Origin of the sequence: Rhodococcus koreensis, assembly GCF_900105905.1 — a bacterium.
Taxonomy (GTDB): domain Bacteria; phylum Actinomycetota; class Actinomycetes; order Mycobacteriales; family Mycobacteriaceae; genus Rhodococcus_F; species Rhodococcus_F koreensis.
Map to the genome: position 1 here is coordinate 5920824 of NZ_FNSV01000005.1, position 25595 is coordinate 5946418.

Consider the following 25595-nt stretch of genomic DNA (forward strand, 5'->3'; position numbering starts at 1 on the left):
TCCGCGGAACACCCGAGTGCGAAGTGGGTGAACTACGCTCCCCACCGGACCGGAAGAGACGTCATTCCGCGAAAGACCCATCCCGCGGCTGTGGCAGGGTTGTTCTCGTCGAGTCGCAGTCCGGGAAGTGCCTCGAATAGTTGTGGAAGAGCAATGCCGGCTACCGCCGCGCGGGCCACCCAGGCGCCCGCGCAGAAGTGGTTTCCTCCACCGAATGCGAGGTGGGGTTGCTTGGTGCGATTGATGTCGTAATCCTCCGGGTCGTCAAAGACGGCGGGGTCCCGGTTCGCTGCACCGACGGCCACACCGAGACGCGCACCTTTCGGAAGTGAGATGCCCTCGAGGACTGTCGCGCAGGTGGTTTCACGTGGATACATGCCGATCGGAGCCACCCATCGTACGGCTTCGTCGAACACCATCGAATACGACGACGGGTCCGCCAGCACCTGGGCCAACTGATCAAGGCGCGACAGCAATGCCCAGACGGCCACTCCTAGTACGTCGCGTGGCTCGTTGAGACCACCGCCGATGGTCATCTTCATGTTCGCGCGGATTGCGTCCATCGGGATCGGAAGTTCGGCCATCTTCGACAGCAAGCTGGAGTCGGGATGCTTCCGTAGGTAGGGCAGAATCTCGTCGATCGCGTCGTCGACTTCATCGAAGCTCTGATCCGAGCGGGCCCACACGTCGGAATCGTTAGCATAATTGCCAGTTCCATCCATCATCGTCTGCGACCATCGCTGCATGTCTTCCTGGGTCGCATTGTAAAAACCCATCACTTGCCGAAGGTTTTCCGCCGCGTATGGTGCGCAGTATTCCCACACCAGATCGGCTCCTGGTCCCGCGGCCTTCAGCTGGCTCAGGTACTTCTCGCTGTTTTGTAAGAAGATGGCATTCCACGTGTCCTTGATTGCGCGCGGCCGGAGGACGCCACCATATGATCGGCGATCGACATCGTGTTCGGGATCGTCCTTTCGCAGCATCGAATGGCCCATCGCGCGCTTCATCAGAGAGTCCGTCTCATCTGCGGAGAAAGTCGCTTGGTCGTTTTCGATGATGTGACACGCGTGATATCCAGTCACCATGTACCGGTTGACTTCCGGCACCCAATGTATGGGCGATTCCTCGCGCATGCGCCGGTAGATCGGGAACGGATCCTGATGCAAGTCGGAAATCGTGACCCAGTCGGCAGTGGGGGCTGCATCTGCGCCCCTCAGCTTGTCGGAAATTACTGTCACCGAAGCTCCTTTGTTCGTAGGGCGCATCCGTCGCTTGACTGGCGTGCGCCGACTTCCAAAGTATGAGCGGGAGAGTATATGCGGGGAAAGTTCACATATCCTCCGTATATCCACCGGATTATGGAGGAAGGTGGTAATACGTGGTCATCGATGCGCGCGCTCTCGGCGTCGGCAGTCGCCCCGGTGTCAATTCGTTGGGGGTGGAAAACCATGCAAGCTTCGTTACCCAGGGCGTTCGACGCTTACGCCAATTACTCGAGATGGTGTAGTGGGTCGCCGCAGTGGATGCGGTGTCAGCCGTGCGTTGTCTACGGCCGGACGCCGCGCAGGTCCCGGACTGCCCGACGCGGTGGTCGATCGCAGTTGCGGTGGTGACCGCCACTGCGAATTCGCGTCACAGTCCGACAGCGGTTTCGAGGAGATCGAGTTCGGCGTCGAGGTGGTCGAGCATGGGGTGCAGATCCGGGACGGTGCGCCGGCAGCCGGTGAGGCCGAAGACGATCTGGTCGTCGCTGCTGGTGCAGGTGATGTTGAGTGCCTGCCCGGTGGTGGGGATCGAGAGCGGGTAGAGGGATTCGAGGCGGGCGCCGTTCCAGTACAACGGTGTTCGCGGTCCGGCGACGTTGGAGATGACGACGTTGAACGGCGGACGCAGCGGCCCCCGTCGGCCGAGGAACATCTCGACTCCGAGCGGGGCGGCGCCGAGGGCGCTCATCGCGAGCACCTGGGCGGGGCTCATCGCCTGCAGCGCGGCCTTGCCCTCGTTCATGCAGTTGCGCACCGTCGCGAGGCGGTGCGCGGGGTCGGGAAGGTGGGTGGCCAGGTTGCACATGAGCACTCCCACCCGGTTGCCTCCGGGAGTGCGGTCACCGGTTCCGGTCTCCGGCGCGCGCAGCGACACGGGGACCATCGCGATCAGCGGGTTGTCGGGCAACGCGTCGCGGGTGTGCAGGTAGGCCCGCAGGGTGCCCGCGCACATCGTCAGGACGATGTCGTTGATGGTCGCGTCGGCGTGCTTGGCCAGCAGCCGGATCCGTTCGATGGGGAACGACCGGGCGGCGACGTGACGGGCCCCGCTGATCGGCACGTTGAAGAGGGTGTGCGGCGCGGTGAGCGACAACGCACCACCCTTGCCGCGGCGGGCGCGGTCCACGGTGCCCAACGCCGCGGGCAGCAGTCCGGCCACCTCGCCGACCGCGGCGCGGGCCGCGTCCCACGCCATGGCGGGCAGCGCGGAGCCGGGACCGGTCGTGACGGCCGTGCCCGCGTCCGGCACGGCCGCCAGCGGGGTCCGGGGCTGCCAGGGGGTGGGCATGTTCCGGCGGTGCGGGTCCTCGCTCATGCTGTCGCGGAGCAACCTCATCGCGGACGCCCCGTCGGCGAGGGCGTGGTGGATCTTGGTGTAGATCGCGTAGCGGCCGTCGGCGAGTCCCTCGATCAGGTGCATCTCCCACGGGGGGCGGCTGCGGTCGAGCAGGGTGCCGTGCAGCCGTGACACCAGGGTCATCAGTTCGGCCATTCCGCCCGGCTGGGGCAGGGCGTCGCGGCGCACGTGGTGTTCCAGATCGACCTCGTCGTGCGGAAGAGTGTCCCAGCCCCACTGGCCGAGTGACGTCACCGAGCGGCGGGCCCGTTTACGGAAGGGCGCCGCCACCTGGTCGCCGATCAGCGCCGCATCGAACATCGCTCGCACGTCGGACGCAGACGATCCCTCGGGTGGGGTGAACACCGCCAGGCCGCCGACGTGCATCGGATGCTCGCGGGATTCGCCGAGCAGAAACAGTGAGTCGGTCGGCGCCATCGGGAACAGCATGTGGTGTCCTTACCGTTCCCGAAACGGATCTGCCTGCGCGGATCCGTTCCCCCCGGAACTGTCGTTCATATCGGTATTGCCGTGTGTAAAAGTAACGTTTAGGTGTGGTTCATGTCACAAACCGGTCTCGCTGTTTTAGTTGTACAGCACAGCCACCGTTTCCGCCACACACACGATCACACTCCTGCGATCAGACGCCCGTGTATACGGTCTTCCCCCAGGTGTAGAAGTCCACGGCGCTGCGGCCCTGCTCCCGGAACGTGTTCGTGGACGAGTCCTTCACCCCGCCGAACGGCACGTTCAGGTCCAGCCCGGCCGTCGGGCGGTTGATCTTGACGACGCCGGCCTGTGCCCGGGCGGCGAAGTCCGTCGAGCGCGCCAAGCTGTCGGTGCAGATGCCCGCGGTGAGTCCGTAGCGGGAATCGTTGACGGCAGCGAGCCCGGCCTCGTAGTCGGCGACCTCCAGCACCGCGACGACCGGCCCGAAGATCTCGTCCGTGACCGCCGGATCGTCGAGCGGCAGATCGGTGAGCACGGTGGCCGGGAAGAAGAGCCCGGCGGACGGATCACGGGCGTCCTCGCCGTGCCGCAGTGTCGCGCCGCGTTCGACCGCGGAGCGCACCGCCGCCCGGTTCTGCTCGAACTGCGCGCGGCTGACCACCGCGCCCATGCGGGTCGAGTCGACCGAGCCGTCACCCGGAACGTACCGCGCGGCCTCCTCGACCAGCGCATCGACGAACGCATCGCGGATCCCGGGGGTGACGTACACGCGGGACGTCGCCGTGCAGGCCTGCCCGGTGAGCCCGAACGCGCCCGCAGCCACCACCTGTGCGGCGTTCCGGGCGTCGTCGAGCACCAGCACCGCGTTCTTGCCGCCCATCTCGAGCTGTACCCGGGCCCGGCGCGCGTTCAGGATGTCCTGCAGCCCCAACCCGACGGTGGTGGAGCCGGTGAAGGACAGCCCCGCGACGCGGGGGTCGCGGGCCAGGGCGTCACCGACCACCCGTCCCTTGCCGTGGACCACGTTGAATACCCCGGCGGGGAGACCGGCGTCGTGCAGGGCGCGGGCGAGGTGGGTGGCCGACAGGGGCGTCAGTTCGGCCGGCTTGAGCACCACGGTGTTGCCCGAGATCAGAGCGGGTGCCGTCTTCCACGCCGGGATGGCGATGGGAAAGTTCCACGGCGTGATGAGCCCGAAGACGCCCAGGGGCTCGCGGCGGGTGGTGATGCTGGTTCCGGGCAGCCCGCTGGGGAGCACCTCGCCGGTGGCCGCCCATCCGAGGGACCCGAAGAACCGCAGTACGTCCACGGCGCGCGTGACTTCGCCCCGGGCCTCGGCGAGGGTCTTGCCTTCTTCACGGACGAGATCCGCGGCCACCGCGGAACCCCGTTCCTGCAACAGGTGTGCCGCCGTGATGAGGACGGCGCCCCGGGCCGGTGCGGGGAGCGCGGCCCAGGCCGGCTGCGCCGCGGCGGCGGCCGTGACTGCGGCGTCCACCTCGGCGGTACCACCACTCGGCGAGTAGGCGGCGAGCTCGTTCGGGCGGGCCGGGTTCCAGCGCGCGGTGTCGGCGCCGCCCAGCCATTCGCCGTTGACGAGGTGCTGCGCGGTCGGGACGTCGTTCCGGATGTGTGAGCCGGTGGGCTCGGTGACGGTCGTGGTCATCGTGTCTCCTCGGGAGGTGGAGGGCTGTGTTCTGCCCTAGAGGCTGCGGATCAGGCCGCCGTCGCAGCGGAGTGCGACGCCGGTGATGTACGACGCCGGGGCGCTGCACAGGAACGCGGCGGCGGCGCCGAATTCGTCGGGGTCGCCGTAGCGGCGGGCCGGGATCGTCTTGCGCGATTCGATTTCGATGTCGGTGACGGTGACACCTCGGCGCTTGGCGGCGGCCGCGTCCAGCTCGGCCACCCGGTCGGTGGCGATCCGGCCCGGCAGCAGCAGGTTGACGGTGACGCAGTCGAGGGCGACTTCGGCTGCGAGGGTCTTGAGGTACCCCGCCAGGGCCGCGCGACCGGTGTTGGACATCGCCAGATTGGGCAGGGGCGCAGCAACTCCGGAGGAGCCGATGGCCAGAACCCGGCCCCAGCGACGCTCCCGCATGCCGGGTAGGACGGTCGGGACGAGTGCGTGGTGCGGGCGGAGCAAGATGTCGAATGCCGCCGCGAGATCGTCCGCGCCCAGGGTCGCCGCCGCGCCCGGTCTGGGGCCCGGGGCCGTTGAGGAGCTGCGCGCGGCGGCAGGCAGTCTGACGTTCCACGCGTGGTTGTAGGCCGTAAACCTGTAAGAACATGTCCTTCTGTGTCAGAATGACCACGTGAAGTTGAGCGCGTGGGCCAAGGAGCAGGGGGTCTCGTACCGCACTGCGCTGAATTGGTTCCACGCCGGAAAGCTCCCCGTGCCCGCCAGGCAGCTCCCGACCGGCACCATCCTCATCGACCCGCCCGTTCGGGAACCCGGTGTGACCGTGGCATATTGCCGCGTCTCCTCGCCCGAGCAGAAGCCCGACCTCGAACGCCAAGCCGGGCGAGTCCTGACCGGCGCAGGGGAGCGTGGGCTGTCGATCGACCGCACCATCACCGAAATCGGGTCCGGGCCGGGCGGGCGGCACGAGAAGCTGCGGAAGCTGCTCGCCGACCCGACCGTAACCACGATCGTGATGGAGCACCGCGACCGACTGGCTTCCTTCGGAGTGGAGTACCTGGAAGCCGCGTTGTCCGCGCAGGGGCGACGCATTGTCGTGCTCGATGATTCCGAGGTCCTTGATGATTCCGGGGTCGCCGACGACCTGGTGCGCGAAATGACCGAGATGCTGACCACGATGTGCGCGCGCCTGTATGACCATCGCTCCGCCCCTCGGAGGGCGGCGGCAGGGGTGCGCGCAGCGCAAGCCGAGCCCGGGGAGCCGACGTGATCCGGGCGTATCTGTTCGCCCTCGATCCGACCGAGGCGCAAGCCGACGCGATGGCCTCGCACTGCGGTGCCACACGGGTCGCCTACAACTGGTGCCTCGCGCGAGTGAAGGCGAACTGGTCGCAGCGTGCCGCGGAGCAGACCTACGGCCTGACCGGTGATCAACTCACCCCATGGATGGCCACTTCCGCCTACGGCCTGCGGAAAGCGTGGAACGCGGCCAAGAATGAGGTGGCGCCGTGGTGGAAACAGAACAGCAAGGAGGCGTACGCCTCGGGCTGCGCCAACCTCGCCGCCGCGCTCGCCAACCGCACGGCGGGCCGAGCGAAGATGCCCCGGTTCAAGTCCAAGCGGACCGCGCGCATGTCGTGCAAGTTCACCACCGGCCAATTCGGGCTGGTCCGCGACCGCCGGCACGTGCAGTTGCCCGTGATCGGGGTGGTGCGCACCAGTGAGTCGACCCGCAAGCTGGCCCGCAAGATCGAAGCAGGCACCGCGCGTATCCGGTCGGCCACCCTGTCGTACCAGCGTGGCCGCTGGCATGTCTCGTTCTCCGTTGACCTCCCCGACACCGAACCCGCAGAACGCACCGGTGGCCGGGTGGTCGGCGTCGATCTCGGTATCTCGCATCTGGCTACCCTCTCGACCGGTGAGCAGGTGCAGAACCAGCGTCGCCTCGATGCCGAGTTGCGGAACCTGCGCCGCGCCGAACGGGCCTGCGCTCGCCGCCTGGGCCCGGACCGCCGAACCGGTGTCGCGCCGTCGAACCGGTGGAAGAAGGCCCGCGCCCGCGCCGACCGCATCCACACCCGCGTGGCGAACCTGCGTCGCGACGACACCCACCAGTTCACTACCCGTCTGGTGCGGGAGTTCGACACGATCGTGATCGAAGACCTGCACGTGGCCGGGATGCTGCGGAACCGGCGTCTGGCCCGGCACATCGCCGGTGTGTCGTGGGGGCAGATCCGCCGTCAGCTCACCTACAAGACCGAACGGGCCGGGGTCCGGCTCGTTGTGGCGGACCGTTGGTTCGCTTCTTCCAAGACCTGCTCGGAGTGCGGGACAGCGAAAGCCAAGCTGCCCCTGAATGAGCGGGTGTTCGCGTGCCTGGCCTGCGGGATCGTCCTTGATCGGGATGAGAACGCGGCCCGGAATTTGGCCGCTTTGGCGGTCGACACCGGCGAGTTGCGCCGGGAGCTGCCCGATGGAAGCGATGTCAGACGGGCGTGCTCGCACGCTCCGCAGTCGCACCGCCACGGGAAGAGTCCGACAGGACTCAACGCCACCACCGCAAGGTAGTGGCTCGATGAAGCGGGACATAGCATCACACTTCATCGAACGGTATGACGCATCACGGCTTTCATTTCACTCTCCCGTGATGTCCGAGAGCTGCGCAAGGGTGAGGCCCTTCTCCTAGCGAATAGGCGAATGTTGTTGCCGCCGGTCGTCAACAGGGAACTCGTGGCGGGGGAGTGGGCGTGGCGCTCTCGACCGTCATCGGATCCGCGATTGTCGAGGTCGGCACGAGGGGGTTCCCCGCAACGACGGGCGGTCAGAGTTCGATGTACAGGAAGTTGTCGCCCCAGTTCGTCTCACCGGCAGTCGTGGCGAAGTAGAAGATGCGCTCGGAGAATCCGCAGTCGAAGTACTGGGCGATTTTCGATTCGCCGGGAGCGAGCGTGCCGAGGGTCGTGCTCTCGTACACGAGCGGGGTGTGGACAGTGACACCGGTGGCGGTGCCGTCGCCCTCGTTGGTGACGCGCACGGCGCACGCACTGATGCCTTCGATATTTGCCTGGGTGATCACGAGATCGGGGCCGTCACCCAGGGAGCCGAACGGCGCGGCGGACGCCGTTGCCGTTCCGACGGCCATCAGTCCCGCGATCATTGCCCCCGCCACTGCCGTACGTCGAAGGTTGCGCATGTTGTGCCCTTTCCTCGGTTGTCCGGTACTCAATACACAGTGATCTCGGTGCTGCTGGGGATGTGCGGGCGGTCGGTAGTCAGCGTGACCTCGACGCGACCGGATCCCGTCTCGAGGTGGGCCCACGGTTCCGCCGGGAAGTCGAGCAGTCCGCCGCTGACATCGGCCGACCACGATCCTGTGGCACCGGTATCCAGGTTGCGCCAGTGCAGCGTCGCGAATACCGAGCACAGCACTCCCGGCGTCGCCGACATACCGACGAACGTCGCGTTCAGCCGAACGTAGACCAGCCCGGGCAGCGCGTCGGTGGCAACGGTGACACCTCCGATCCGGCCGCCACAGGCAATACCGTGAGCGACCGTCGCGGTGTCCGGAATGTTCACCCATCGGTCCTGCGTTTGATCCGCCGCGGCCGGGGCGGCGGCACCGAACAATCCGGCCAGCGCCAGTCCGGTGATCGCGATCGACTTGCCGAGCGTGGGAAGAGACATGGTGCTCCAGGTCGCCGTCGGTCAATGGTCCCGACGGTACCTCGGAAACCGAGCGTCGGCGTCGAACCTGCAGTCACCCCGTGGTGTGATCGAGTCATGACCGAGGAGAACGGGATTCCCACCGTCGTCACCGCCAGCCGCGTCATCGCTGCCCCGGCAGGGGTGATCTTCGAACTGATCGCAGACCCGGCGCAACAGCCGCGCTGGGACGGCAACGACAACCTGGCCGAGGCTGCGCCCGGACAGCGGGTGCACGCCGTGGGTGACGTATTCACCATGACGTTGACCAACGCAGGCATCCGCGACAACCACGTGGTGGAATTCGAAGAGGGGCGGCTGATCGCCTGGACGCCGTCCGAGCAGGGTCATCCACCGCCCGGGCATCTGTGGCGCTGGGAACTCGAGCCGCTCGACGAGAACCGCGTCCGGGTCACGCACACCTATGATTGGTCGTGCTTGACCGACGACCCGAAACGCCAAGAGCGGGCCCGCAGCACCACCTCCGACTGGCTGCTGGCATCGGCGGACCGGCTTGCCGAACTCGCCGAGGCGAGCGACGGGCAACCACCCGCCTGACAGCCGAGGACTGTCGGCGGCGGGCACTGTGCGCCACGCCGCCGACGGCTCCGATTACCGCCCCGGTACGACGGAGATCGTTCCCTGGCAGACGGCGTTCTGGGAATTGACGAACCACCATCCCGCGCCGGTCTGGACGGTGACGGTGAACGACACCGTTCCGGTTCCCGTCCAGGTCCGGTTGATCGGGATTCCCGGGTTCTGCTGCCACGCCGCCTCGTCGCTGACGCTGTGGCCGGTCGCGCCCGTCGTCGTGTTGTGCCAGTCGACCGACACCCGCGTGCCGTACCAGTTGATTCCGATGCTCGGGATCAGACCGCCGGGCGGCGTGGGCAGTTCGTTCCCGCCGCTGAGCAGGATCGCCGGCTCCAACACCGACCCACCCGGTCGCAGCGACTCCCCGGACGAAGCATTGACGGTCCACGTGAACGGCGGCGCCCAGACGAGCGGATTCGCGCTCGAGCACGTCATCGTCGTCGATGTCGGTGGTGCGGGCTGAGCATGTGCGACCGCACCCCCTCCTGCCACGACAGCGGTTCCCAACCCGACAGCAGTGAGTGCCGCAGCGCATGCGCGGCGCCCCAACTGGTTGCTCATGAGCCCTCCCATTTCTTCATTCCCCGAGACTCGAGACGTACCTCGCCCCCTGGACTTTCGGCGGCGGACAAGAATTCGTTACAGCTCGTGCGAGTCGGGTCTCTCTCACGCACACGCATTCACTAGTTCCGGGCCGGTGGCAGGTCGCGTTGCACCAACAGCAATTCGGAGGCTGCGATGACACCGGGGAAGTAGAAGTAGCCCTCCGGAGACTGGACCAGATCGGCATCGTCGATGCCGTGGACTTCCCACACGTCCACTGCTCCACCGGTGTTGTTCATCCGCACAAACCAGTCGCATTCCCGCTCGCCTGCAGCGAGGAAACAGCCCTGCTGCTCGGGGCGGTAGCTCCCTGCGATACCGCGAGCCGCACCCATCCGACTCCAGTCCAACCCGTATCGGGAAATGGATGCACGATTCAACACCGAGGTGACGTGGTAGCGGGGTGGCATTAACCCAAAGTAACTCGGAACATGACCATTACACAGTGAATTTCGGTCCCGACCGGATGCCGGAAGCGGCAGTGGCGTGGCAGTTCTCGGCCGGGCCCTTCAGTTGGATGCTGACGCAAGATCGCTCGCTGTCAGCGCGAGGATGTCGTCGGCGTGGCTGACGGCGATGAAATGACCACCACCGCTGACCGGGTGCCAGACGGCGCCCGGAGTCCTGTCGGCCACCGTCTTGTTGATGATCTCGGGTACGAGGGTGTCTGCGCTGCCCTGCCAGAAGTGCACCGGGCGTTTCACTTTGGACATGTCGAACGGCCAGGCCTCGTAGAGCATCGTGGCGTCGACGACGAGTCCGTCTGCGCCGTGACGAAAGCACTCCCGGCTTGCCTTCAGGAATGTTGTGAGGACTTCCTCGTCGGCCAGTACCTCCCGGTCTGCCGCGCACGCCGACTTTGTGATCGCCTGCCCGTAACGCTCCTCGAAATGTGTGGCGCTCATGCCGAGCAGCTCATACATGAGCGTGAAACCCGGGTGGAAGTGCAGCGCCAGGCGACCGCCCAGCGCGTCCACGCTGCTCAGATGATCCGCGGCCCAGTTCGCGCCGAACGTTCCGTAGTTGCCGCCGGCGATGCACACGACGCTGACCAGTCGCATCGGGTCCAGATACGCGGCCGCCGCCAGGGCCCACGGTCCGCCCTCGGACCAGCCGGTCACCGCGAACCGGTCGGCGTCGAACGAGTCGGCCAGCAGCAGGAGGTCATCGGTCCAGCTTTCGAAGGTGCGACCCGGCTGGAGGTCGGACCGGCCGATGCCCGGCCGATCCGCGCAGACGAATCGCAGTCCGTTGGCCTTCGCGTACGAGTCGAACAGTTCGGCCTCCAGTCGGCTCGACGGTCCGCCGTGGTTGTGCAGCACGAGCGGCCCGCTCGGGTCACCGGCTTCGAGATACGTGATGGTCCGGCTGCCGATCCGGATGCTTCCCTCGCTCGTCACGTGGACTCCTCACAGTGTTGGCCGGACGCCGAAACCGGGTGGGCGGCGTCGAAACTGCAGGTACTCGGATCTTTTCCATACTAGGCTCGACGGGTGGTTCGTCCCGAGCAGTAGGGGGTATCCGGCGTGGTGCAATCGACGGAGCGGCACGGCGTGCGCACGCGCGGCGGTCGCGGATCTCTCGCCTTCCTCTCGATCGTCCTGGCCGGGGTCGTGCTCGCGGCGGGGTGCGGGCAGCAGGACTCCGGGTCCGATGCCGAGTCGCAGCAGGATCAGACGACGTTCGAGGCGAACCTCTTGCCCGAGGACGTGGTCGTCGCGCTGGACGGAGTGCAGAGCTACTTCCCTGAGATCGAGCGACAGACCGCGACGGGTGAGAACTCCACGGCGGCCGGTGCCCCCGAAGCGACGCGAATGGTCATCTACGAAGGCGGCGACGGGCGAAGGGTCACCATCTCCGTGGATCAATACGCCAGCTCCGCTGCGGCGTCCGCCGCGTTCGAGCAGGCGATCGGCAAGAGTGAAGTCGTGCCGGGTTTCGTGGCGCTGCCCGCGCCGGCAGGCGTCGGCGACAAGGCGTTAGCCGGTGCCGTCACTCAGGGCGAAGACACGCACATCGGGTACGGCGCGCTCGACGGCGCATATGTCGTCGGGGTGACCTCGGCCGGCTATCCGGCCACTCCCGAGAACGTCGACAAGCTGACCGGTCTCACTCGGGACGCGGTCGCGAAAGCCACCACGGCATAGGGCCCCCGCCAACACCGCGTCAGGATTGCGGTCGCCGGAGTCAGATCGGCGTCAAGACCCGCCGAATCCTCGCGCGACGGGGGTAGATCTGGAACTGAATCCCCGAGTCGGCCCACCCACGGCCGTCGACGGATCGAGGAGGTTCCGATGACGCTTCATCTTCCCCATCTGTTCGCGCACGAGCAGTCGCGCCAGAACACGCTGCTCGACCTGTCGGTCCTCGGTGCGACCGGCCCGGGCATCGAGGATGCGCTGCGCGCAGTGACGGAACAGCCGCAACCGCGGCTCGTCGGTTTTCGCTGCGCCGCGGATTCCGAAGCCATCGACGACGCGATCGCGCTGATGGAACAGGTCCGGCGCGACTACGGGGTGATCCTGACGGAGCTGGTCCTGGCGGACGCGGATCGGGTCGATCTGCGCGAGGCCGTCGACGAAGCCCTGGACGAGGCCTGCGCCCGGAACCGGTTCCCCCGCCCGAGTGTCGTGTTCACCGGGCGCCCGGCTGTTTCCGCCTTGACGAAATCTTGACGCCGTCACCCCTTGCGCCCGGTTGAACGTGCGTTTAGCGTACTAAACATGCGTTCAACCAGTGCCGCTTCCGGGGTCCCGCAACCCGACATGACCACCCGCGCCCGAGTGCGCGACGCGGCCATCACGGTGTTCGGCAATCACGGTTTCGGCACTGGAGTGCGGGCGATCGCCACTGCCGCCGGGGTGTCACCCGGCCTGGTCATCCATCATTTCGGTTCGAAGGACGGTCTGCGCGCCGAATGCGACGAGCACGTTCTGCGGATCATCCGGGAACAGAAGGCGGAGGCCATCTCGACGCCCGGACCGGCGGGAGCCATGCAGGCTCTCGCCGACATCGAGCAGTACGCCCCGCTCGTCGCGTACATCGTGCGGAGTTTCCAGGCGGGCGGAGGTCTCGGCGAATCCCTCTTCGAGCACATGGTGGAAGACACCACGCAGTACCTCGAACTGGGAGTGGCGACCGGAAGTGTCCGGCCCAGCCGCAACCCGGCGGCGCGGGCCCGCTACCTGACCCTCTACAACGTCGGCGCGATGCTGCTCTACCTGCAGATGCGCGCCGACAAGGAAGTTCCGCTCGATTACGCCACCGCCATCCGCGACCTCGCCACCGACGTCACGCTGCCCGCCCTCGAGATGTACACCGAGGGTCTGCTGCCGGATTCGTCGATGCTCGAGGCATATCTGGCCACCGAAGACGGCGCCGCGCAGGCGGGTGCGGCACCCCCAGAACATACCGACTCCCCGAACTAGGAGCAGCTATGAGCGCGATCATCGAAGTGCGCAACCTGGTGAAGACGTTCGGACGAACCCGGGCGCTGGACGGACTCGACCTCGAGGTCGGCGAAGGGGAAGTGCATGGATTCCTCGGGCCGAACGGGGCAGGCAAGTCCACCACCATCCGCGTCCTCCTCGGCAGCCTGCACCCCGACAGCGGTGAGGCCACCGTGTTCGGCCGCGATCCGTGGCGCGACGCCGTCGCACTGCACCTCGACATGGCCTACGTCCCCGGCGACGTGACACTGTGGCCGTCGTTGTCCGGCGGCGAGACCATCGACCTCCTCGCGCGGATGCGCGGCGGACTGGACGAGACCCGCAAGAAGGATCTGATCGAGCGTTTCGACCTCGACCCGCGGAAGAAGGGGCGAGCGTATTCGAAGGGCAATCGGCAGAAGGTGGCCCTGGTGTCGGCGTTTTCGTCCGACGCCCGCCTGCTGCTGCTCGACGAGCCGACGTCGGGGCTGGATCCGTTGATGGAGCAGGTGTTCCGTGAGTGCGTGGGCGAGGCCCGCGACCGCGGGGTGACGGTGCTGCTGTCCAGTCACATCCTGTCCGAGGTGGAGGCGCTGTGCGAGCGGGTCACCATCATCAGGTCGGGGCGGACCGTCGAATCCGGGACACTGGCGTCGATGCGGCACCTCAGCCGAACGTCGATCACTGCCGAACTTCTCGGTGATCCCGGCGATCTGAGTCGCATCGACGGCGTGGCGGACATCCAGTTCGACGGGACGACGCTGCACTGCCAGGTCGACAGCGAGCATCTCGGCGAACTCATCCGGGTGCTCGGCGACACGGGGGTGCGGAGCCTCGTCAGCAAGCCCCCGACCCTCGAAGAACTCTTCCTGCGGCACTACGAGATCGACGACGGCCCGACGGCGTCGTCCGACACGGTGGAGAAGGTGCGGGCATGACTACCGCGACGGTGCCCCGGTTCCGGCCCGTGGAACCGGCGCCGGTATCTTCCTCGGATTTCACGGGGACGCTGCACTTTCTGCGGTTGTTCCTGCGCCGGGACCGGATCGCGCTGCCCCTGTGGGTGCTGATCTTCGCGTTCGCGCCCGCGCTGTACGTCACGAGCATCGCCGACATCTACACCTCGCCGGCCGACCTGGCGGAGTTCGCGGCCACCACGGCGGCCAGCCCCGCGCAGATCGCCATGTACGGGCCGATCTTCAACTCCAGCCTCGGTTCGGTGGGGGTCTGGAAGGCCGGCATCTACTACACGCTGATCGGGCTGGTGGTGATCCTGACCGTCATCCGGCACACCCGCGCCGAGGAAGAGACCGGCCGGGCCGAGCTTCTCGACTCCACCGCCGTCGGACGGTATTCAGGTCTGACCGCGGCGCTGATCCTCGCCGGTGGTGCCTCCGTCATCACCGGGATTCTCTGTGCGGCAGCGTTACTCGCCCGCGACCTCCCGGTGGGCGGCTCGGTGGCCTTCGGGACGTCGCTGGCCTGCTCCGGTCTGGTGTTCACGGCGGTGGCGGCCGTTGCGGCCCAGGTGAGCACCGGCGCCCGCGTCGCGCGCGGCATCGCGTTGACGGTGCTGGGCGTCGCGTTCGCGTTGCGCGCGGTCGGTGACGCCGGCAGCGGCACCCTGTCGTGGTTCTCGCCGCTCGGCTGGGCCTTGCAGATCCGTCCGTATGCCGACGAACGCTGGTGGGTCGTTATCCCCAGCCTGGTTACGGCGGCCGTACTCACCTGGGCGGCATACGCTCTCCTGCGCCGTCGCGATGTCGGCGCCGGCCTGATCGCCGAACGGCCCGGTCCCACCGACGCATCGCCTGCGCTCGCCGGAACCCTCGGGCTTGCGTGGCGGATGCACCGCGGCACACTCGCGGCCTGGACCGCCGGGCTCGGACTGTACGGACTGCTGATCGGCAGCGCCGCGAACGGCGTCGGCGGCCAGGTCGGCAACAGTCAGACGATCCGCGACATCATCCTGCGGATGGGTGGGTCGCAGTCGCTGGAGGAATCGTTCATCGGCTACGCGTTCACCATGCTCGCCATCGCGGCCGCGGCCTACGCGATCTCCGCGTCGTTGCGGTTGTACTCGGAGGAGAACGCTCAGCGTCTCGAGCCCGTGACCGCCGGTTCCGTCGGCCGGGTCCGGTGGGCGTCGAGCCACATCCTGTTCGCGTTGCTGGGTCCGGCGGTCGCGATGGTGGTGGCCGGGGTGGCCGGCGGGCTCACCTACGGCGCGTCCGTCGGCGACGTGGGTGGGGCCCTGCCCGGCGTGGTCGGGGCGGCGCTCGTGCAGCTTCCCGCGATCTGGATGCTGGCCGGAGTGACGGTCCTGCTGTTCGGTGTCGTTCCGCGGTTCACGCCGGTGGCGTGGGGAGTGCTCGTCGCGTTCCTGCTGATCTTCATGGTGGGGTCGATCGCGCAGTTCCCGCAGGCGGTACTGAATCTCGAACCGTTCAGCCACGCTCCGAAGCTGCCGGGCGGCCAGTTCGAATGGGCGCCGATCGGGTGGCTGCTGCTGATCACGGCCGCGCTGATCGTGGTGGGTGTGGCGGCGTTCCGGCGGCGCGATCTGCGCTGATCCCCGGCCGGTGTGCACACTGAAGGCATGGCACGTGTGCACACCGGCGAGTCCGTCCTGGCCCGGACGGTGCGGATCGTCGAATCGTTCCGTTCCGACGATTCGCTGCTCACGGTGTCCGAGATCGCCCGGCGGTCCGGTCTCCACATCTCCACGACGTCGCGGCTGATCGACGAACTGGTGGGATGCGGCTGGCTCGAGCGTGAGGACCGGAAGGTGCGGATCGGGGTGCGCCTGTGGGAGGTCGCGTCGCGGGCGTCCCCGACCCTCGGGCTCAGGGAAGCGGCGATGCCGTTCATGGAGGACCTACACGCCGTCGTCGGGCAGCACACGCAACTCGGTGTCCTCGAAGGCGACGAGGTGTTGTTCATCGAGCGACTCACGGCGCCGGGAGCCGTCGTCAACTACACGCGCATCGCCGGCCGGATGCCGCTGCACGTCTCTTCGTCCGGGCTGATCCTGCTCGCGCACGGACCGTCGGAGCTGCAGGAACGGATCCTCGGGGAGCCGTTGAAGGTGTTCACCGACAAGACGATTCGTACCCCACGACAGTTGCGGGGTGTGCTGGCGGACGTGCGCCGGCACGGCTACATCCTCTGTGCCGGTCACCTGTACCCGGACACGACGGGTGTCGCGGTTCCGGTGCGGGACGGCACCGGCAAGGTGATCGCCGCGCTGTCGGTCGTCGTGCCAAACGACGAGAAGGCGTACGCGCAGATCCCCGCGCTGCAGGCGGCCGCGAAGGGCATCACCCGGGTGATGACGACCGCGTCGAAGTAGGCCCTCCGCGGTGGACTATCCGACCCGCCCGTGCCACGGTGGAATCGGAACCACTTCTCCCGGAAAGCGCAGCGCCATGGAAAGCACCGCACAACCCAGCCCCCTGGAATGCCCGGACTGCCACGCCCTCACCGCGGATCTCGAGGCCCACAAACACTGGCATTCCCGGCTCGTGCACGACATCGCCACCGCGGTCGACAAGGACATCAGCCGACGGGCACACACCACCTGACTCAGTCGGCAGACACGGCGAGCACGACTTTTCCGCGCACCTGCCCGTCGACGAGGCGACGGAGGGCCGTGGTGGCCTCGCCCAGCGGGTACGTCCGCTCGACGACCGGTGTGACGTCTCCCGACTCGACGAGGTCGCGGAGCACGCGCAGGTCGGTGCCGTCCTCCTTCGAGACGAACGCGCACAGCGTCCGACTCGAGAAGGGGGACAGCGCCAGCGCGCGGAGTTGGCGATCCGTGCCGCCCAGCCACCGTCCGTCCGTTTCGCCGCCGACGATGACGAGTCTCCCGCGCGGAGTGAGGACCCGGCGCAGCCGCGACAGCGACGTGTTGCCGCCGATGTCGAGGACGACGTCGTAGCGTCGTCCGAGCCGGGTGACGTCGTCGGTTGCGTAGTCGACGACGTGATCGGCGCCGGTCGACCGGACCAGGTCGACCTTCGCGGTGCTGCACACGCCGGTGACCTCCGCGCCGTACGCCTTGGCGATCTGCACGGCGAACGTGCCCACACCGCCGGAGGCGCCGAGGATCAGCACCGACTGCCCCGCCGCGACCCTGCCGTGGTCGCGTACCGCCTGCAGCGCCGTGAGCCCGGAGATCGCGATCGCCGCGGCCTGCTCGAACGTCAGGTCGGCCGGCTTGTGCGCGAGTTTGGCCGCGGGCGCGCACGCGTACTCCGCGAACGTCCCGGTGCCGATGCCGAAGACGTCGTCGCCGGGCCGGAATCCGGTGACGCCGGGGCCGACCGCTTCGACGCGCCCGGCGAGGTCCATCCCGGGAACGGCGACCTTGGGCCTGCGGAGGCCGTACCCGGCGAGGCGCAACGGGTACGGGAGTCCGGTCACGAGGTGCGCCACGCCGCGATCGACTCCCGCCGCGTGCACTCGGACCAGCACCTGTTCGGCGGCAGGAACGGGTATCGCGACGTCCCGCAGTTCGAGGATCTCGGGCGGCCCGTAGACGTCCCGGACGACGGCCTTCATCGTGCCGCGTTGGTGCTCGGACGCGGAAGTGGGGCGTTCGGGTTCGGTCGGTGACTCCATTGTCGGGGCTCCGTTCGGAGAGTGATCAGCCATCTGCTTACAGCGTACGCTTACAATGTAAGCCTGATGCGTACAACGTTTAACTGTCCCGATGGAGAATGAGCGATGACGGAACTCCGTGTTCCCCTGACCCGGGAGCGCGTCCTGCGCGCCGCCGTCGACCTTGCCGACGACAGCGGTGTCGACGCGCTCACGATGCGCCGGATCGCGCAGGCGCTCGGGGTGGAGGCGATGTCGCTGTACCGCCACGTGAAGAACAAGCCCGACCTCCTCGACGGCATGGTCGACGTCGTCTTCGGCGAGATCGACCTGCCGCAGACCGGGCTCGATTGGAAGACCGCGATGCGCCGGCGGGCGATCTCCGCACGCGACGTGCTCGCTCGGCACCGCTGGGCCACCGTTCTGATGGAGTCCCGCGCGACGCCCGGTCCCGCGACGCTCCGCCACCACGACGCGGTGCTGGGGATTCTGCGGGCAGCGGGATTCTCCATCGAGCTTGCCGCGCACGCCTTCTCGGTGCTGGACAGCTATATCTACGGGTTCGCGATGCAGGAGGCGAGTCTGCCGTTCGGCTCCTCCGGCGAACTCGCCGACGTGGCGGAGGCGATCCTGGCGAGTGTCCGGGCCGACGAGTACCCCCACCTCACCGAGTTCGTGACGGAGCACGCGATGGCTCCCGGCTACGACTTCGGCGACGAGTACGAGTACGGGCTGGATCTCGTTCTGGACGGACTCGAGCGTGTGACGGCACCGGAAATTCGCCTGGGGGAGTGACCCCGGTTACGGCCTCGACTTTCAACTATTGAAAATGCTCTGGCGGCTCGGCCCCTGCTCGGAAGATCCTCGAACAAACGCGAGATCGAGGAGTCGAGATGCCACAGAACCCGGTTTCTTCCGGTGCGCCAGCGGACGCGGCGCTGCGAGTTGTCGCCAAAGAGGTTGTCGCGGAAGGCGTCGTAGCGCTGACCTTGCGGCACCCGGACGGCCGGCGGCTGCCGGACTGGGCGCCCGGCGCCCACATCGACCTGATGCTCCCGAACGGGCTGACCCGCCAGTACTCGCTGTGCGGTGACCGTTGGGACGCGCACACCTACCGGGTCGGGGTGCTGCGGGAACCCGCCGGCCGCGGCGGGTCCGCGTACGTCCACGACGAACTGGCCGAGGGTGACCTCGTCGGGGTCGGCGGCCCGCGCAACAACTTCCCGCTCGCCCCCGCGCCGAGGTACCTGTTCATCGCCGGCGGTATCGGAATCACTCCGCTGCTGCCGATGATCCGCCAGGCAGAACTGATGGGAATCGACTGGCAACTCCTGTACGGCGGCCGCACCCGGACGTCCATGGCGTTCCGGGACGAACTCGCCGGCTACGGCGACCGGGTGGTCGTCGTGCCCCGGGACGAGCAGGGCCACCCCGACCTGCCCGCGTATCTCGCCGCCGCGGCCGCCGCCGAGGCGAAGGTCTACGTGTGCGGACCCGGGCCGCTGCTCGCGGCCGTCGAAAGCTGTTGCGCCGACTGGCGTGTGGGCTCGCTACGGACCGAGCGTTTCGTGCCGCAGGACCGGGGCGCACCGCTGCGCGACGTACCGTTCGAGGTGGAACTCGCGCGCTCCGGCCTCGCGGTGACGGTGACTCCCGGCGCCAGCGTGCTCGACGCGGTGCAGGCGGCCGGGGTCAACGTCCTGTCCTCGTGCCGCGAGGGCACGTGCGGGACCTGCGAGACGACCGTCCTTGCCGGCGCCCCCGACCACCGCGATTCCGTCCTCGATGACGACGAGCGATCCGCAGGCGACTGCATGCTCATCTGCGTCTCACGGTCGTGCTCCGACCGTCTCGTGCTCGACCTCTGACACACCCACACGTGACACACCCAGCGAAGGGATTTCCCGTGACGATGTTCGCCCCCGCCCCCGCGTTGCCCGTCAGCGACGCCGACCCGTTCGCCCTCGACGTCCTGCAGGACCCGTTGCCGTTCCAGGCGGACCTGCGGGATGCGGGTCCGGTCGTGTACCTGCGGCGCTACGACGTCTTCGCGCTCGGTCGCTACGAGCAGGTCCATGCCGCGCTGACCGACTGGCAGTCGTTCCACTCCGCCGCCGGGGTCGGGTTGAGCAACTTCCGGTACGAGACCCCGTGGCGGCCCCCGAGTATCCTGCTCGAGGCCGACCCGCCGCACCACGACGCCCCGCGGGCGGTGCTGAGCAAGATTCTGGGTCCGCGCGCACTGCAGAAGCTCAGGGCGTCGTGGATTCGGGACGCAGACATCCTTGTCGACCAGTTGCTCTCGAACACAACCGAATTCGACGTGGTCACCGACCTCGCTGCCGCGTTCCCGCTGCGGGTCTTCCCGGATGCCGTCGGCATCTCCGGCACCGGACGGGAGAACCTGCTGCCGTACGGGGACCACGCCTTCAACAGTTTCGGTCCGCTCAACAGCCTGGTGGAGAAGGGGGCGCCCCGGGTAGCCGAACTGTCCGGCTGGGTCAACGAGCAGTGCGCGCGCGACGCGCTCACCGGCGACGGCTTCGGTGCGCAGATCTGGGCGGCGGCGGACCGCGGCGACATCACGTACGAGCAGGCGCCGCTCGCCGTGCGCTCGCTGCTGACGGCAGGCGTGGACACCACGGTCAACGGGCTCGCGGCCGTGCTCTACGCGTTCGCAAAACATCCGGAGCAGTGGGCGAGGCTGCGGGAGAACCGCACGCTGGCCCGGACGGCGTTCGACGAGGCCGTGCGGTGGGAGTCACCGGTCCAGACGTTCTTCCGCACGGCCACGAGTGACACCGAGATCGGCGGCACGGTGATCCCCGACGGCAGGAAGATTCTGATGTTCCTCGGCGCCGCGAACCGTGATCCGCGCAGGTGGGACAATCCGGACGTGTTCGATCTCGACCGGAATCCGTCCGGGCACGTGGGGTACGGAATGGGCATCCACCAGTGCGTCGGCCAGCATGTCGCCCGCCTCGAATCGGAGGCGTTGCTGACGGCGCTGGCATCCCGGGTGGAGTCGCTGGAGATCGCCGGGCCGGTGCGCCGTCACCTCAACAACACGCTGCGGTCGTGGGAATCGGTGCCGGTGCGGGTGCGGCTCGCCTGACCATACGTACGTATGTATTGACAGGAGGCCGGTCTGTTGTAGCTGGTTACGACGTGTCGGAGGCGGACTCGTCGATGTCGAAGAGTTCGCCGATCAGACCGCCCAGGAATCGCCGGTGCTGCGACGACACTTCGGCCGCCGCTTCGCCGTCCCGGGTTGCGCACAGGGCGATCAGTTTGTCGTGGTGTTCGATGGCGTCCTGCCAGCCGCGGAGGCTGGAGAACTTGCGGTAGTAGATCCGGTGGATCTGCGGGTGCACCTGGTGCATGAGCCGCTTGAGCAGTGGGTTGGCGGCCGCCTCGACGATGATGCCGTGAAGGGAGTCGTCCGCGGCGAGAGCGGCACCGATGTCGTTGGCCTTGATCGCCTGCGCGAGGTCGTCGTTGGCGCTGCGCATCACGGCGATCATGTCGTCGGTGAGGTTGGGAACCCCCGTCTTCACGGCCAGCTGGTCCAGAACTTCCATCACTGCGAGCGTTGATTCGACGTCGGCGCGGTTCAGCGGGGTGATCCGGGTGAAGGCGGCGGGTTTGGCCTCGACGAGTCCGGTGTCGATCAGCCGTGCAAGCGCCTCACGGACCGGGGTCCGGCTCAAGCCCAGATGTTCAGCCAGTTCGCTGTCTTTGACCTTGGATCCGGGCGCGAGTTCACCGGTGACGATCGCGTCGCAGATCCGCTCGAACGCGACGTCGCTCATGCGAGGGCGCTCCACCGGATTATCACGCAACATACTGGATACTGTAACTCTGCAGGCCGCACGCTCCTGGGGCCGCGTGGGCGAGTGCCGAGCCGTGAAGACGCCGTGAACATCTTCCGTCACTAAACCAATATATTGGATGTGGTGTACTGTTCGACGAGCGGCGATCGACGTCATAGACCCTGTCGAGTAGAACGGCGAATAGGTGTTGGTGGAAAAGTTGAGCGAGTGCGATGTGCGGATCGAGCACGACTCGATTGGAGATCTGGCGGTACCGGCGCGGGCGTACTACGGCGTCCACACCGCCCGCGCGATGGAGAATTTCGCGATCACCGGGTCAGCGATCGGTCAGTACCCGGCGCTGGTTGCATCGCTGGCGACAGTGAAACAGGCTGCCTGCCAAGCGAACCGGGACCTGGGTCTCATCGATGACCGGCGCGCCGATGCCATTGTGGCCGCGTGCGCGGAGATCCGCGGCGGGGCGCTGTTCGACCAGTTTCCGATCGACCCGATCCAGGGCGGTGCGGGTACCTCGTCGAACATGAACGCCAACGAGGTCATTGCGAATCGTGCTCTCGAGATCCTGGGGTTCGGACGCGGCGCCTACACCGAACTCGACCCCCTCACCCATGTGAACCTGGGGCAGTCCACCAACGACGTGTATCCGACCGCGATCAAGCTGGCGCTGGTCGAGCATCTCCGGCGGTTGATCGCTTCGCTCGGCCTGCTCGCGGAGTCGTTCGAGCGCAAGTCGATCGAATTCGACGACATCGTCAAGATGGGTCGGACCCAACTGCAGGACGCGGTACCGATGACCCTGGGTCAGGAGTTCGCGGCCTACTCGATCATGTTGAACGAGGACTGCGCCCGGCTCTCCGAGGGAGCGCTTCTGCTGTTGGAATCCAACCTCGGTGGCACCGCCATCGGCACCGGGATCAACGGCCATCCCGAGTACTCCGCGCTCGCCTGCAACTACTTGCGTGAGTTGACCGGTGAACCGGTCGTCCCGGCAGGCAATCTCATCGAGGCCACCCAGGATTGCGGAGCATTCGTCCAGGTCTCCGGCATCCTCAAACGTGTCGCCGTGAAACTGTCCAAGACGTGCAACGATCTGCGGCTCACGTCCTCAGGGCCGACGGCGGGGCTCGGCGAGATCAATCTGCCTCCGGCCCAGGCCGGTTCGTCGATCATGCCCGGCAAGGTCAACCCGGTCATCCCCGAAATGGTCAACCAGGTCGCGTTCGAGGTGATCGGGAACGATCTGACGGTCACGATGGCCGCCGAGGGTGGGCAACTTCAGCTCAACGCGTTCGAACCCGTGATCGTCTACAGCTTGCTGCGCTCGACGACGCACCTGGCCGCGGCAGCGGACACCCTGGCTGTGAAGTGCGTCGACGGGATCACCGCCAACCGCGACCACCTCGAGAGGGGGGTGCGGCGCTCGATCGGCATCGTCACCGCGCTCTCGCCGTTCATCGGGTACACCGCCAGCGCGGACATCGCCAAGCGGGCCCTGGCGACCGGCGCCTACGTCGGCGACCTCGCCGTCGACGACGGTCTGCTCACCCAGGCGCAGGTCGACGACATCCTGTCGCCCCGTCGGCTCGCCGGCCTGCTCACCGCGCCCACCGTGGACCGCGAATTCGCCGCGCTCGACCCCGTCACCGGTGTCGCCGCGCACTGATCGACGCATCCCACCCCGCACTATCGAGAGAAACGAGAATCGGATGACCCTCACATCTCCGGCACAGGCCGTCGCAGTCCCCGCGACACATGCGCGCTCCTGGCTCCTGGTCGCGGGCTCGCGCCCGGAAGAGTTCGCCGCAGCCACGAACTCGGCGGCCGACGCAGTCATCTTCGACCTCGAGGACGGCGTCGTTCCGGCCTCGAAAACGCGGGCCCGCGACCATGTGGCCGGCTTCCTCGCCGGTGGGGGTGCTGGGTGGGTGCGCATCAACAATGTCACCACCGCGGACTGGGCCGATGATCTGGACGCGATCCGCGGGCTCCCCGGCCTGCGCGGCGTGATGCTCGCCAAGACCGAATCCGCGGACCACGTCGACCGCACGGCCGCCGAGCTGCCGCAGACGCCGATCCTCGCCCTGGTCGAATCGGCGCGGGGCGTGGAGTTCGCCTTCGAAATCGCCTCGGCGGACTCGACGACCCGAATAGCGTTCGGCACCGGCGACTTCCGCCGGGACACCGGCGCGGGCGATGACCCCGACGCATTGGCGTACGCGCGGGGGCGACTCGTCGTCGCCAGCCGCGCCGCCGGGATCTCCGGTCCCATCGACGGCCCGTGCCTGACGGGCGAACCCGATCTCACCGACGCCTTGGCCGTCACCAGGACGATGGGCATGACCGGCAAGCTCTGCATGCGTGCCGGTGACACGGCAACCGTCAATCGTGAACTGTCCCCGCAACACACCGACGTGGCTTGGGCCACCGAGGTCATCGCACAGCTCGGCGCACAGGGCGAGAACGTCGCCGACGGCAGCGACCTCCCCAAACTCGCTCGCGCCTTGCGAATCACCCACCTGGCCGACGTCTTCTCGGTGTCGGCCTGAGATTGTCGTCCGTCGACTCCGACCAGTCCCGGTCGCGGGTGTAGAGCAGTTCCGCAGCGCGCACGGCGAGCCAGAGCTCGGACAGTGAATTGGTGTCCGCCAGGTCGCGGGACGTCAGCGCCTCGACCTTGCGGATGCGGTACATGACGGTCTGCCGGTGAATGTGCATCGCCTGCGCGGTCTGCTGCCACGACCGCTGGTTCTGCAGGAACGCGTCGAGTGTTTCGACGAGTCTCGAGTTGTGCTGTTCGTCGTAGTCCAGAACCGGGCGCAGGATCCTGTCCACCAGGGTTTGTGCGTCGGCCACGCTCGACAGCCCGACCCACGGGACGGCGCTGCCGTATCGGGAAACGATCGTCTCGCGTCGTTCGGCGATCGACAGTGCCCACAGGGCCTCCCGGGCCGCATCCTGAAAACGTGCGAGGGACCCGAGGGTTCGGCTGATGCCGATGCGGGCGGTCGGGCCCAGCGCGCGGGACAGCACGGAGTCGGTGTCCGGGCCGTCCGGCACGAGGACGTGCGCGGTACCCATGCGCACCAGGCACAGATACGGAAGGGTGTGCCGCCACAGCGAATTGTGCAGTTCGAGCATCCGTTCCGGCTCTTCGCTGCGCGCCGCCACCAACACGGCGGACTCGGGTTTCAAGCCGAGATCGGCGAGCTGGGCGGTGACCCCGGCGATGTCCATGCGTCCTTCGAGCATCTGGGTGAGAAGCCCTGAACCGTAACGGCGTTCGTGTTCGAGCATCAACTGTGTCTGCGACAGTTCGATGGCGACCACGGTGGCAGCGTGCTGGAGTTGGATCGGGTCGACGCCGACCCGTGGATCGCTCAGCGTGACGAGTGCGGCGCCCGCGTGGCGGGGGATGTCGGTGAGCATCGCCGCCCGGTCGCCGACCGCCGGAAGTCCGTACGCTCCGCCCGCCACGTTCTTCGACGCCTCGGACAACGCCACCACGGCGTCGCTGATCGTCGGGTCCAGCGGGGTCGTGCCCGGAAACCAGGGCTCCCCGGTGGCGCGGTCGCACACCTGAATCTCGCAACCCAGTTCGCGCGCGAGTGCAGACAGAAGGTCGGCGGGCGCGGCGCCGCGGGCGGTGTGCCTGCGGATCAGGTCGTAGATCCGGACGGTGCGAGCGAGGCGATGCGACTGGTCGACGAGGGTGGCTTCGGCCACCGACCGGGAAATGGCGACGAAGGGGAGTGGGTATCGGATCCACAGGACCGGGAAGCCCAGTTCGTCGCTGGTGCGTGTGAATGCCGCCGTCAGGCGCGGGCAGTACATGTTCTCGCCGATGCCCAGCCCGGCTACTCCGGCGTCCGCGAGGTGCCGGACCAGGTCGGCCTGCTCCTTCGCCGACTTCGGGAACGACATGCCGTTGGTCATCAGGAACTCGCCGCCGGTGACCCATCGCCACGGTTCGGGCAGGTCGGAGGTGTGGGTCCAGGAGACCTCGCGACCGAGACCGGACGCCCCGGAATACACCTCCAGGCGCAGGTGCGGGATCTCCACCAGCTCACCGACGGTGACAGCCACGGAGCCTCCTCTGCGTCAATGCCCAATCACGTTTGTGCGATCGAATAAAGCGTA

The 25595-nt window shown here is 67.6% G+C and carries 27 protein-coding genes; 16 read left to right on the top strand and 11 right to left on the bottom strand.

Going from position 1 to position 25595, the window contains the following annotated elements:
* Positions 1-32 precede the first annotated feature (32 nt).
* The 4 genes from BLV94_RS31490 to BLV94_RS31505 form a co-directional block, all read right to left on the bottom strand.
* Positions 33-1238, bottom strand: a complete 1206-nt coding sequence (locus tag BLV94_RS31490) for a cytochrome P450 (protein WP_244163711.1) — start codon at positions 1236-1238, stop codon at positions 33-35.
* Positions 1239-1632: 394 nt separating this feature from the next.
* Complete coding sequence (locus BLV94_RS31495) at positions 1633-3051, bottom strand: WS/DGAT/MGAT family O-acyltransferase (RefSeq protein ID WP_072936849.1); 1419 nt, start codon at positions 3049-3051, stop codon at positions 1633-1635.
* A 190-nt stretch (positions 3052-3241) separates the two neighbouring features.
* The gene (locus BLV94_RS31500; RefSeq protein ID WP_072936850.1) at positions 3242-4717 is read right to left on the bottom strand and encodes an aldehyde dehydrogenase family protein; all 1476 of its coding nucleotides are present in this window, start codon (positions 4715-4717) and stop codon (positions 3242-3244) included.
* A gap of 36 nt (positions 4718-4753) precedes the next feature.
* Positions 4754-5296: an SDR family oxidoreductase gene (locus tag BLV94_RS31505; RefSeq protein WP_371851525.1), complete on the bottom strand. Its 543-nt coding sequence runs from the start codon at positions 5294-5296 to the stop codon at positions 4754-4756.
* 70 nt (positions 5297-5366) lie between these two features.
* On the opposite strand from BLV94_RS31505, the gene BLV94_RS31510 reads away from it, so the two are divergent.
* The gene (locus tag BLV94_RS31510; RefSeq protein WP_072936851.1) at positions 5367-5963 is read left to right on the top strand and encodes an IS607 family transposase; all 597 of its coding nucleotides are present in this window, start codon (positions 5367-5369) and stop codon (positions 5961-5963) included.
* On the top strand, positions 5960-7261 hold the full coding sequence (tnpB, locus tag BLV94_RS31515) for an IS607 family element RNA-guided endonuclease TnpB (protein ID WP_072936852.1): 1302 nt from the start codon (positions 5960-5962) through the stop codon (positions 7259-7261). The genes BLV94_RS31510 and tnpB overlap by 4 nt, the downstream gene beginning before the upstream one ends.
* A 253-nt stretch (positions 7262-7514) precedes the next feature.
* Here the strand turns inward: tnpB and BLV94_RS31520 are convergent, their stop codons facing one another.
* Both BLV94_RS31520 and BLV94_RS31525 read right to left on the bottom strand, forming a co-directional pair.
* Positions 7515-7886, bottom strand: a complete 372-nt coding sequence (locus tag BLV94_RS31520; protein WP_072936853.1) for a hypothetical protein — start codon at positions 7884-7886, stop codon at positions 7515-7517.
* Positions 7887-7915: 29 nt separating this feature from the next.
* A complete protein-coding gene (locus BLV94_RS31525; RefSeq protein ID WP_072936854.1) occupies positions 7916-8377 on the bottom strand; it encodes a hypothetical protein in 462 nt (153 codons plus the stop codon).
* Positions 8378-8473: 96 nt separating this feature from the next.
* Between BLV94_RS31525 and BLV94_RS31530 the strand changes: the two genes are divergently transcribed.
* Positions 8474-8953 carry an SRPBCC family protein gene (locus BLV94_RS31530; protein WP_072936855.1) on the top strand — a complete coding sequence of 160 codons (480 nt, stop codon included), beginning with the start codon at positions 8474-8476 and terminating at the stop codon, positions 8951-8953.
* Positions 8954-8981: 28 nt separating this feature from the next.
* Entirely contained in the window at positions 8982-9452 is a 471-nt protein-coding gene (locus BLV94_RS52210) for a hypothetical protein (protein WP_174705435.1), read from the top strand.
* A gap of 220 nt (positions 9453-9672) precedes the next feature.
* On the opposite strand, the gene BLV94_RS31540 is transcribed toward BLV94_RS52210, so the two are convergent.
* Both BLV94_RS31540 and BLV94_RS31545 read right to left on the bottom strand, forming a co-directional pair.
* A complete protein-coding gene (locus BLV94_RS31540; RefSeq protein WP_083395736.1) occupies positions 9673-9927 on the bottom strand; it encodes a hypothetical protein in 255 nt (84 codons plus the stop codon).
* Between the two features lie 174 nt (positions 9928-10101).
* Entirely contained in the window at positions 10102-10992 is an 891-nt protein-coding gene (locus BLV94_RS31545) for an alpha/beta fold hydrolase (RefSeq protein ID WP_072936858.1), read from the bottom strand.
* Positions 10993-11118: 126 nt separating this feature from the next.
* Between BLV94_RS31545 and BLV94_RS31550 the strand changes: the two genes are divergently transcribed.
* The 7 genes from BLV94_RS31550 (at position 11119) to BLV94_RS49695 (ending at position 16604) form a co-directional block, all read left to right on the top strand.
* Entirely contained in the window at positions 11119-11739 is a 621-nt protein-coding gene (locus BLV94_RS31550; protein WP_072936859.1) for a hypothetical protein, read from the top strand.
* Positions 11740-11886: 147 nt separating this feature from the next.
* Positions 11887-12267 carry a decarboxylase gene (locus tag BLV94_RS31555; RefSeq protein WP_072936860.1) on the top strand — a complete coding sequence of 127 codons (381 nt, stop codon included), beginning with the start codon at positions 11887-11889 and terminating at the stop codon, positions 12265-12267.
* Positions 12268-12315: 48 nt separating this feature from the next.
* Entirely contained in the window at positions 12316-13020 is a 705-nt protein-coding gene (locus BLV94_RS31560) for a TetR/AcrR family transcriptional regulator (RefSeq protein WP_072936861.1), read from the top strand.
* Between the two features lie 8 nt (positions 13021-13028).
* Positions 13029-13958, top strand: a complete 930-nt coding sequence (locus tag BLV94_RS31565; RefSeq protein ID WP_072936862.1) for an ABC transporter ATP-binding protein — start codon at positions 13029-13031, stop codon at positions 13956-13958.
* Positions 13955-15592 (top strand): ABC transporter permease, encoded by a 1638-nt coding sequence (locus BLV94_RS31570; RefSeq protein ID WP_072936863.1) that lies wholly within the window; start codon positions 13955-13957, stop codon positions 15590-15592. The genes BLV94_RS31565 and BLV94_RS31570 overlap by 4 nt, the downstream gene beginning before the upstream one ends.
* Positions 15593-15619: 27 nt before the next feature.
* Entirely contained in the window at positions 15620-16372 is a 753-nt protein-coding gene (locus BLV94_RS31575) for an IclR family transcriptional regulator (protein WP_072936864.1), read from the top strand.
* A 76-nt stretch (positions 16373-16448) separates the two neighbouring features.
* Positions 16449-16604 carry a hypothetical protein gene (locus tag BLV94_RS49695; RefSeq protein ID WP_167372198.1) on the top strand — a complete coding sequence of 52 codons (156 nt, stop codon included), beginning with the start codon at positions 16449-16451 and terminating at the stop codon, positions 16602-16604.
* Position 16605: 1 nt separating this feature from the next.
* Here the strand turns inward: BLV94_RS49695 and BLV94_RS31580 are convergent, their stop codons facing one another.
* The gene (locus BLV94_RS31580) at positions 16606-17646 is read right to left on the bottom strand and encodes an NAD(P)-dependent alcohol dehydrogenase (RefSeq protein ID WP_244163712.1); all 1041 of its coding nucleotides are present in this window, start codon (positions 17644-17646) and stop codon (positions 16606-16608) included.
* 105 nt (positions 17647-17751) lie between these two features.
* Here BLV94_RS31580 and BLV94_RS31585 point away from each other — a divergent pair, with 105 nt between their 5' ends.
* The 3 genes from BLV94_RS31585 (at position 17752) to BLV94_RS31595 (ending at position 20740) form a co-directional block, all read left to right on the top strand.
* Complete coding sequence (locus BLV94_RS31585; protein WP_072936865.1) at positions 17752-18420, top strand: TetR/AcrR family transcriptional regulator; 669 nt, start codon at positions 17752-17754, stop codon at positions 18418-18420.
* Between the two features lie 98 nt (positions 18421-18518).
* Positions 18519-19493: a PDR/VanB family oxidoreductase gene (locus BLV94_RS31590; protein ID WP_072936866.1), complete on the top strand. Its 975-nt coding sequence runs from the start codon at positions 18519-18521 to the stop codon at positions 19491-19493.
* A gap of 44 nt (positions 19494-19537) precedes the next feature.
* A complete protein-coding gene (locus BLV94_RS31595; RefSeq protein ID WP_072936872.1) occupies positions 19538-20740 on the top strand; it encodes a cytochrome P450 in 1203 nt (400 codons plus the stop codon).
* A gap of 46 nt (positions 20741-20786) precedes the next feature.
* On the opposite strand, the gene BLV94_RS31600 is transcribed toward BLV94_RS31595, so the two are convergent.
* Positions 20787-21437: a GntR family transcriptional regulator gene (locus tag BLV94_RS31600; RefSeq protein WP_083395738.1), complete on the bottom strand. Its 651-nt coding sequence runs from the start codon at positions 21435-21437 to the stop codon at positions 20787-20789.
* Positions 21438-21672: 235 nt separating this feature from the next.
* Between BLV94_RS31600 and BLV94_RS31605 the strand changes: the two genes are divergently transcribed.
* Positions 21673-23121 carry an aspartate ammonia-lyase gene (locus tag BLV94_RS31605; protein WP_072936868.1) on the top strand — a complete coding sequence of 483 codons (1449 nt, stop codon included), beginning with the start codon at positions 21673-21675 and terminating at the stop codon, positions 23119-23121.
* 43 nt (positions 23122-23164) lie between these two features.
* The gene (locus BLV94_RS31610; RefSeq protein WP_074933869.1) at positions 23165-24004 is read left to right on the top strand and encodes an HpcH/HpaI aldolase/citrate lyase family protein; all 840 of its coding nucleotides are present in this window, start codon (positions 23165-23167) and stop codon (positions 24002-24004) included.
* Here BLV94_RS31610 and BLV94_RS31615 read toward each other — a convergent pair.
* A complete protein-coding gene (locus BLV94_RS31615) occupies positions 23967-25541 on the bottom strand; it encodes a PucR family transcriptional regulator (protein ID WP_072936873.1) in 1575 nt (524 codons plus the stop codon). The genes BLV94_RS31610 and BLV94_RS31615 overlap by 38 nt on opposite strands.
* Between the last annotated feature and the right edge of the window lie 54 nt (positions 25542-25595).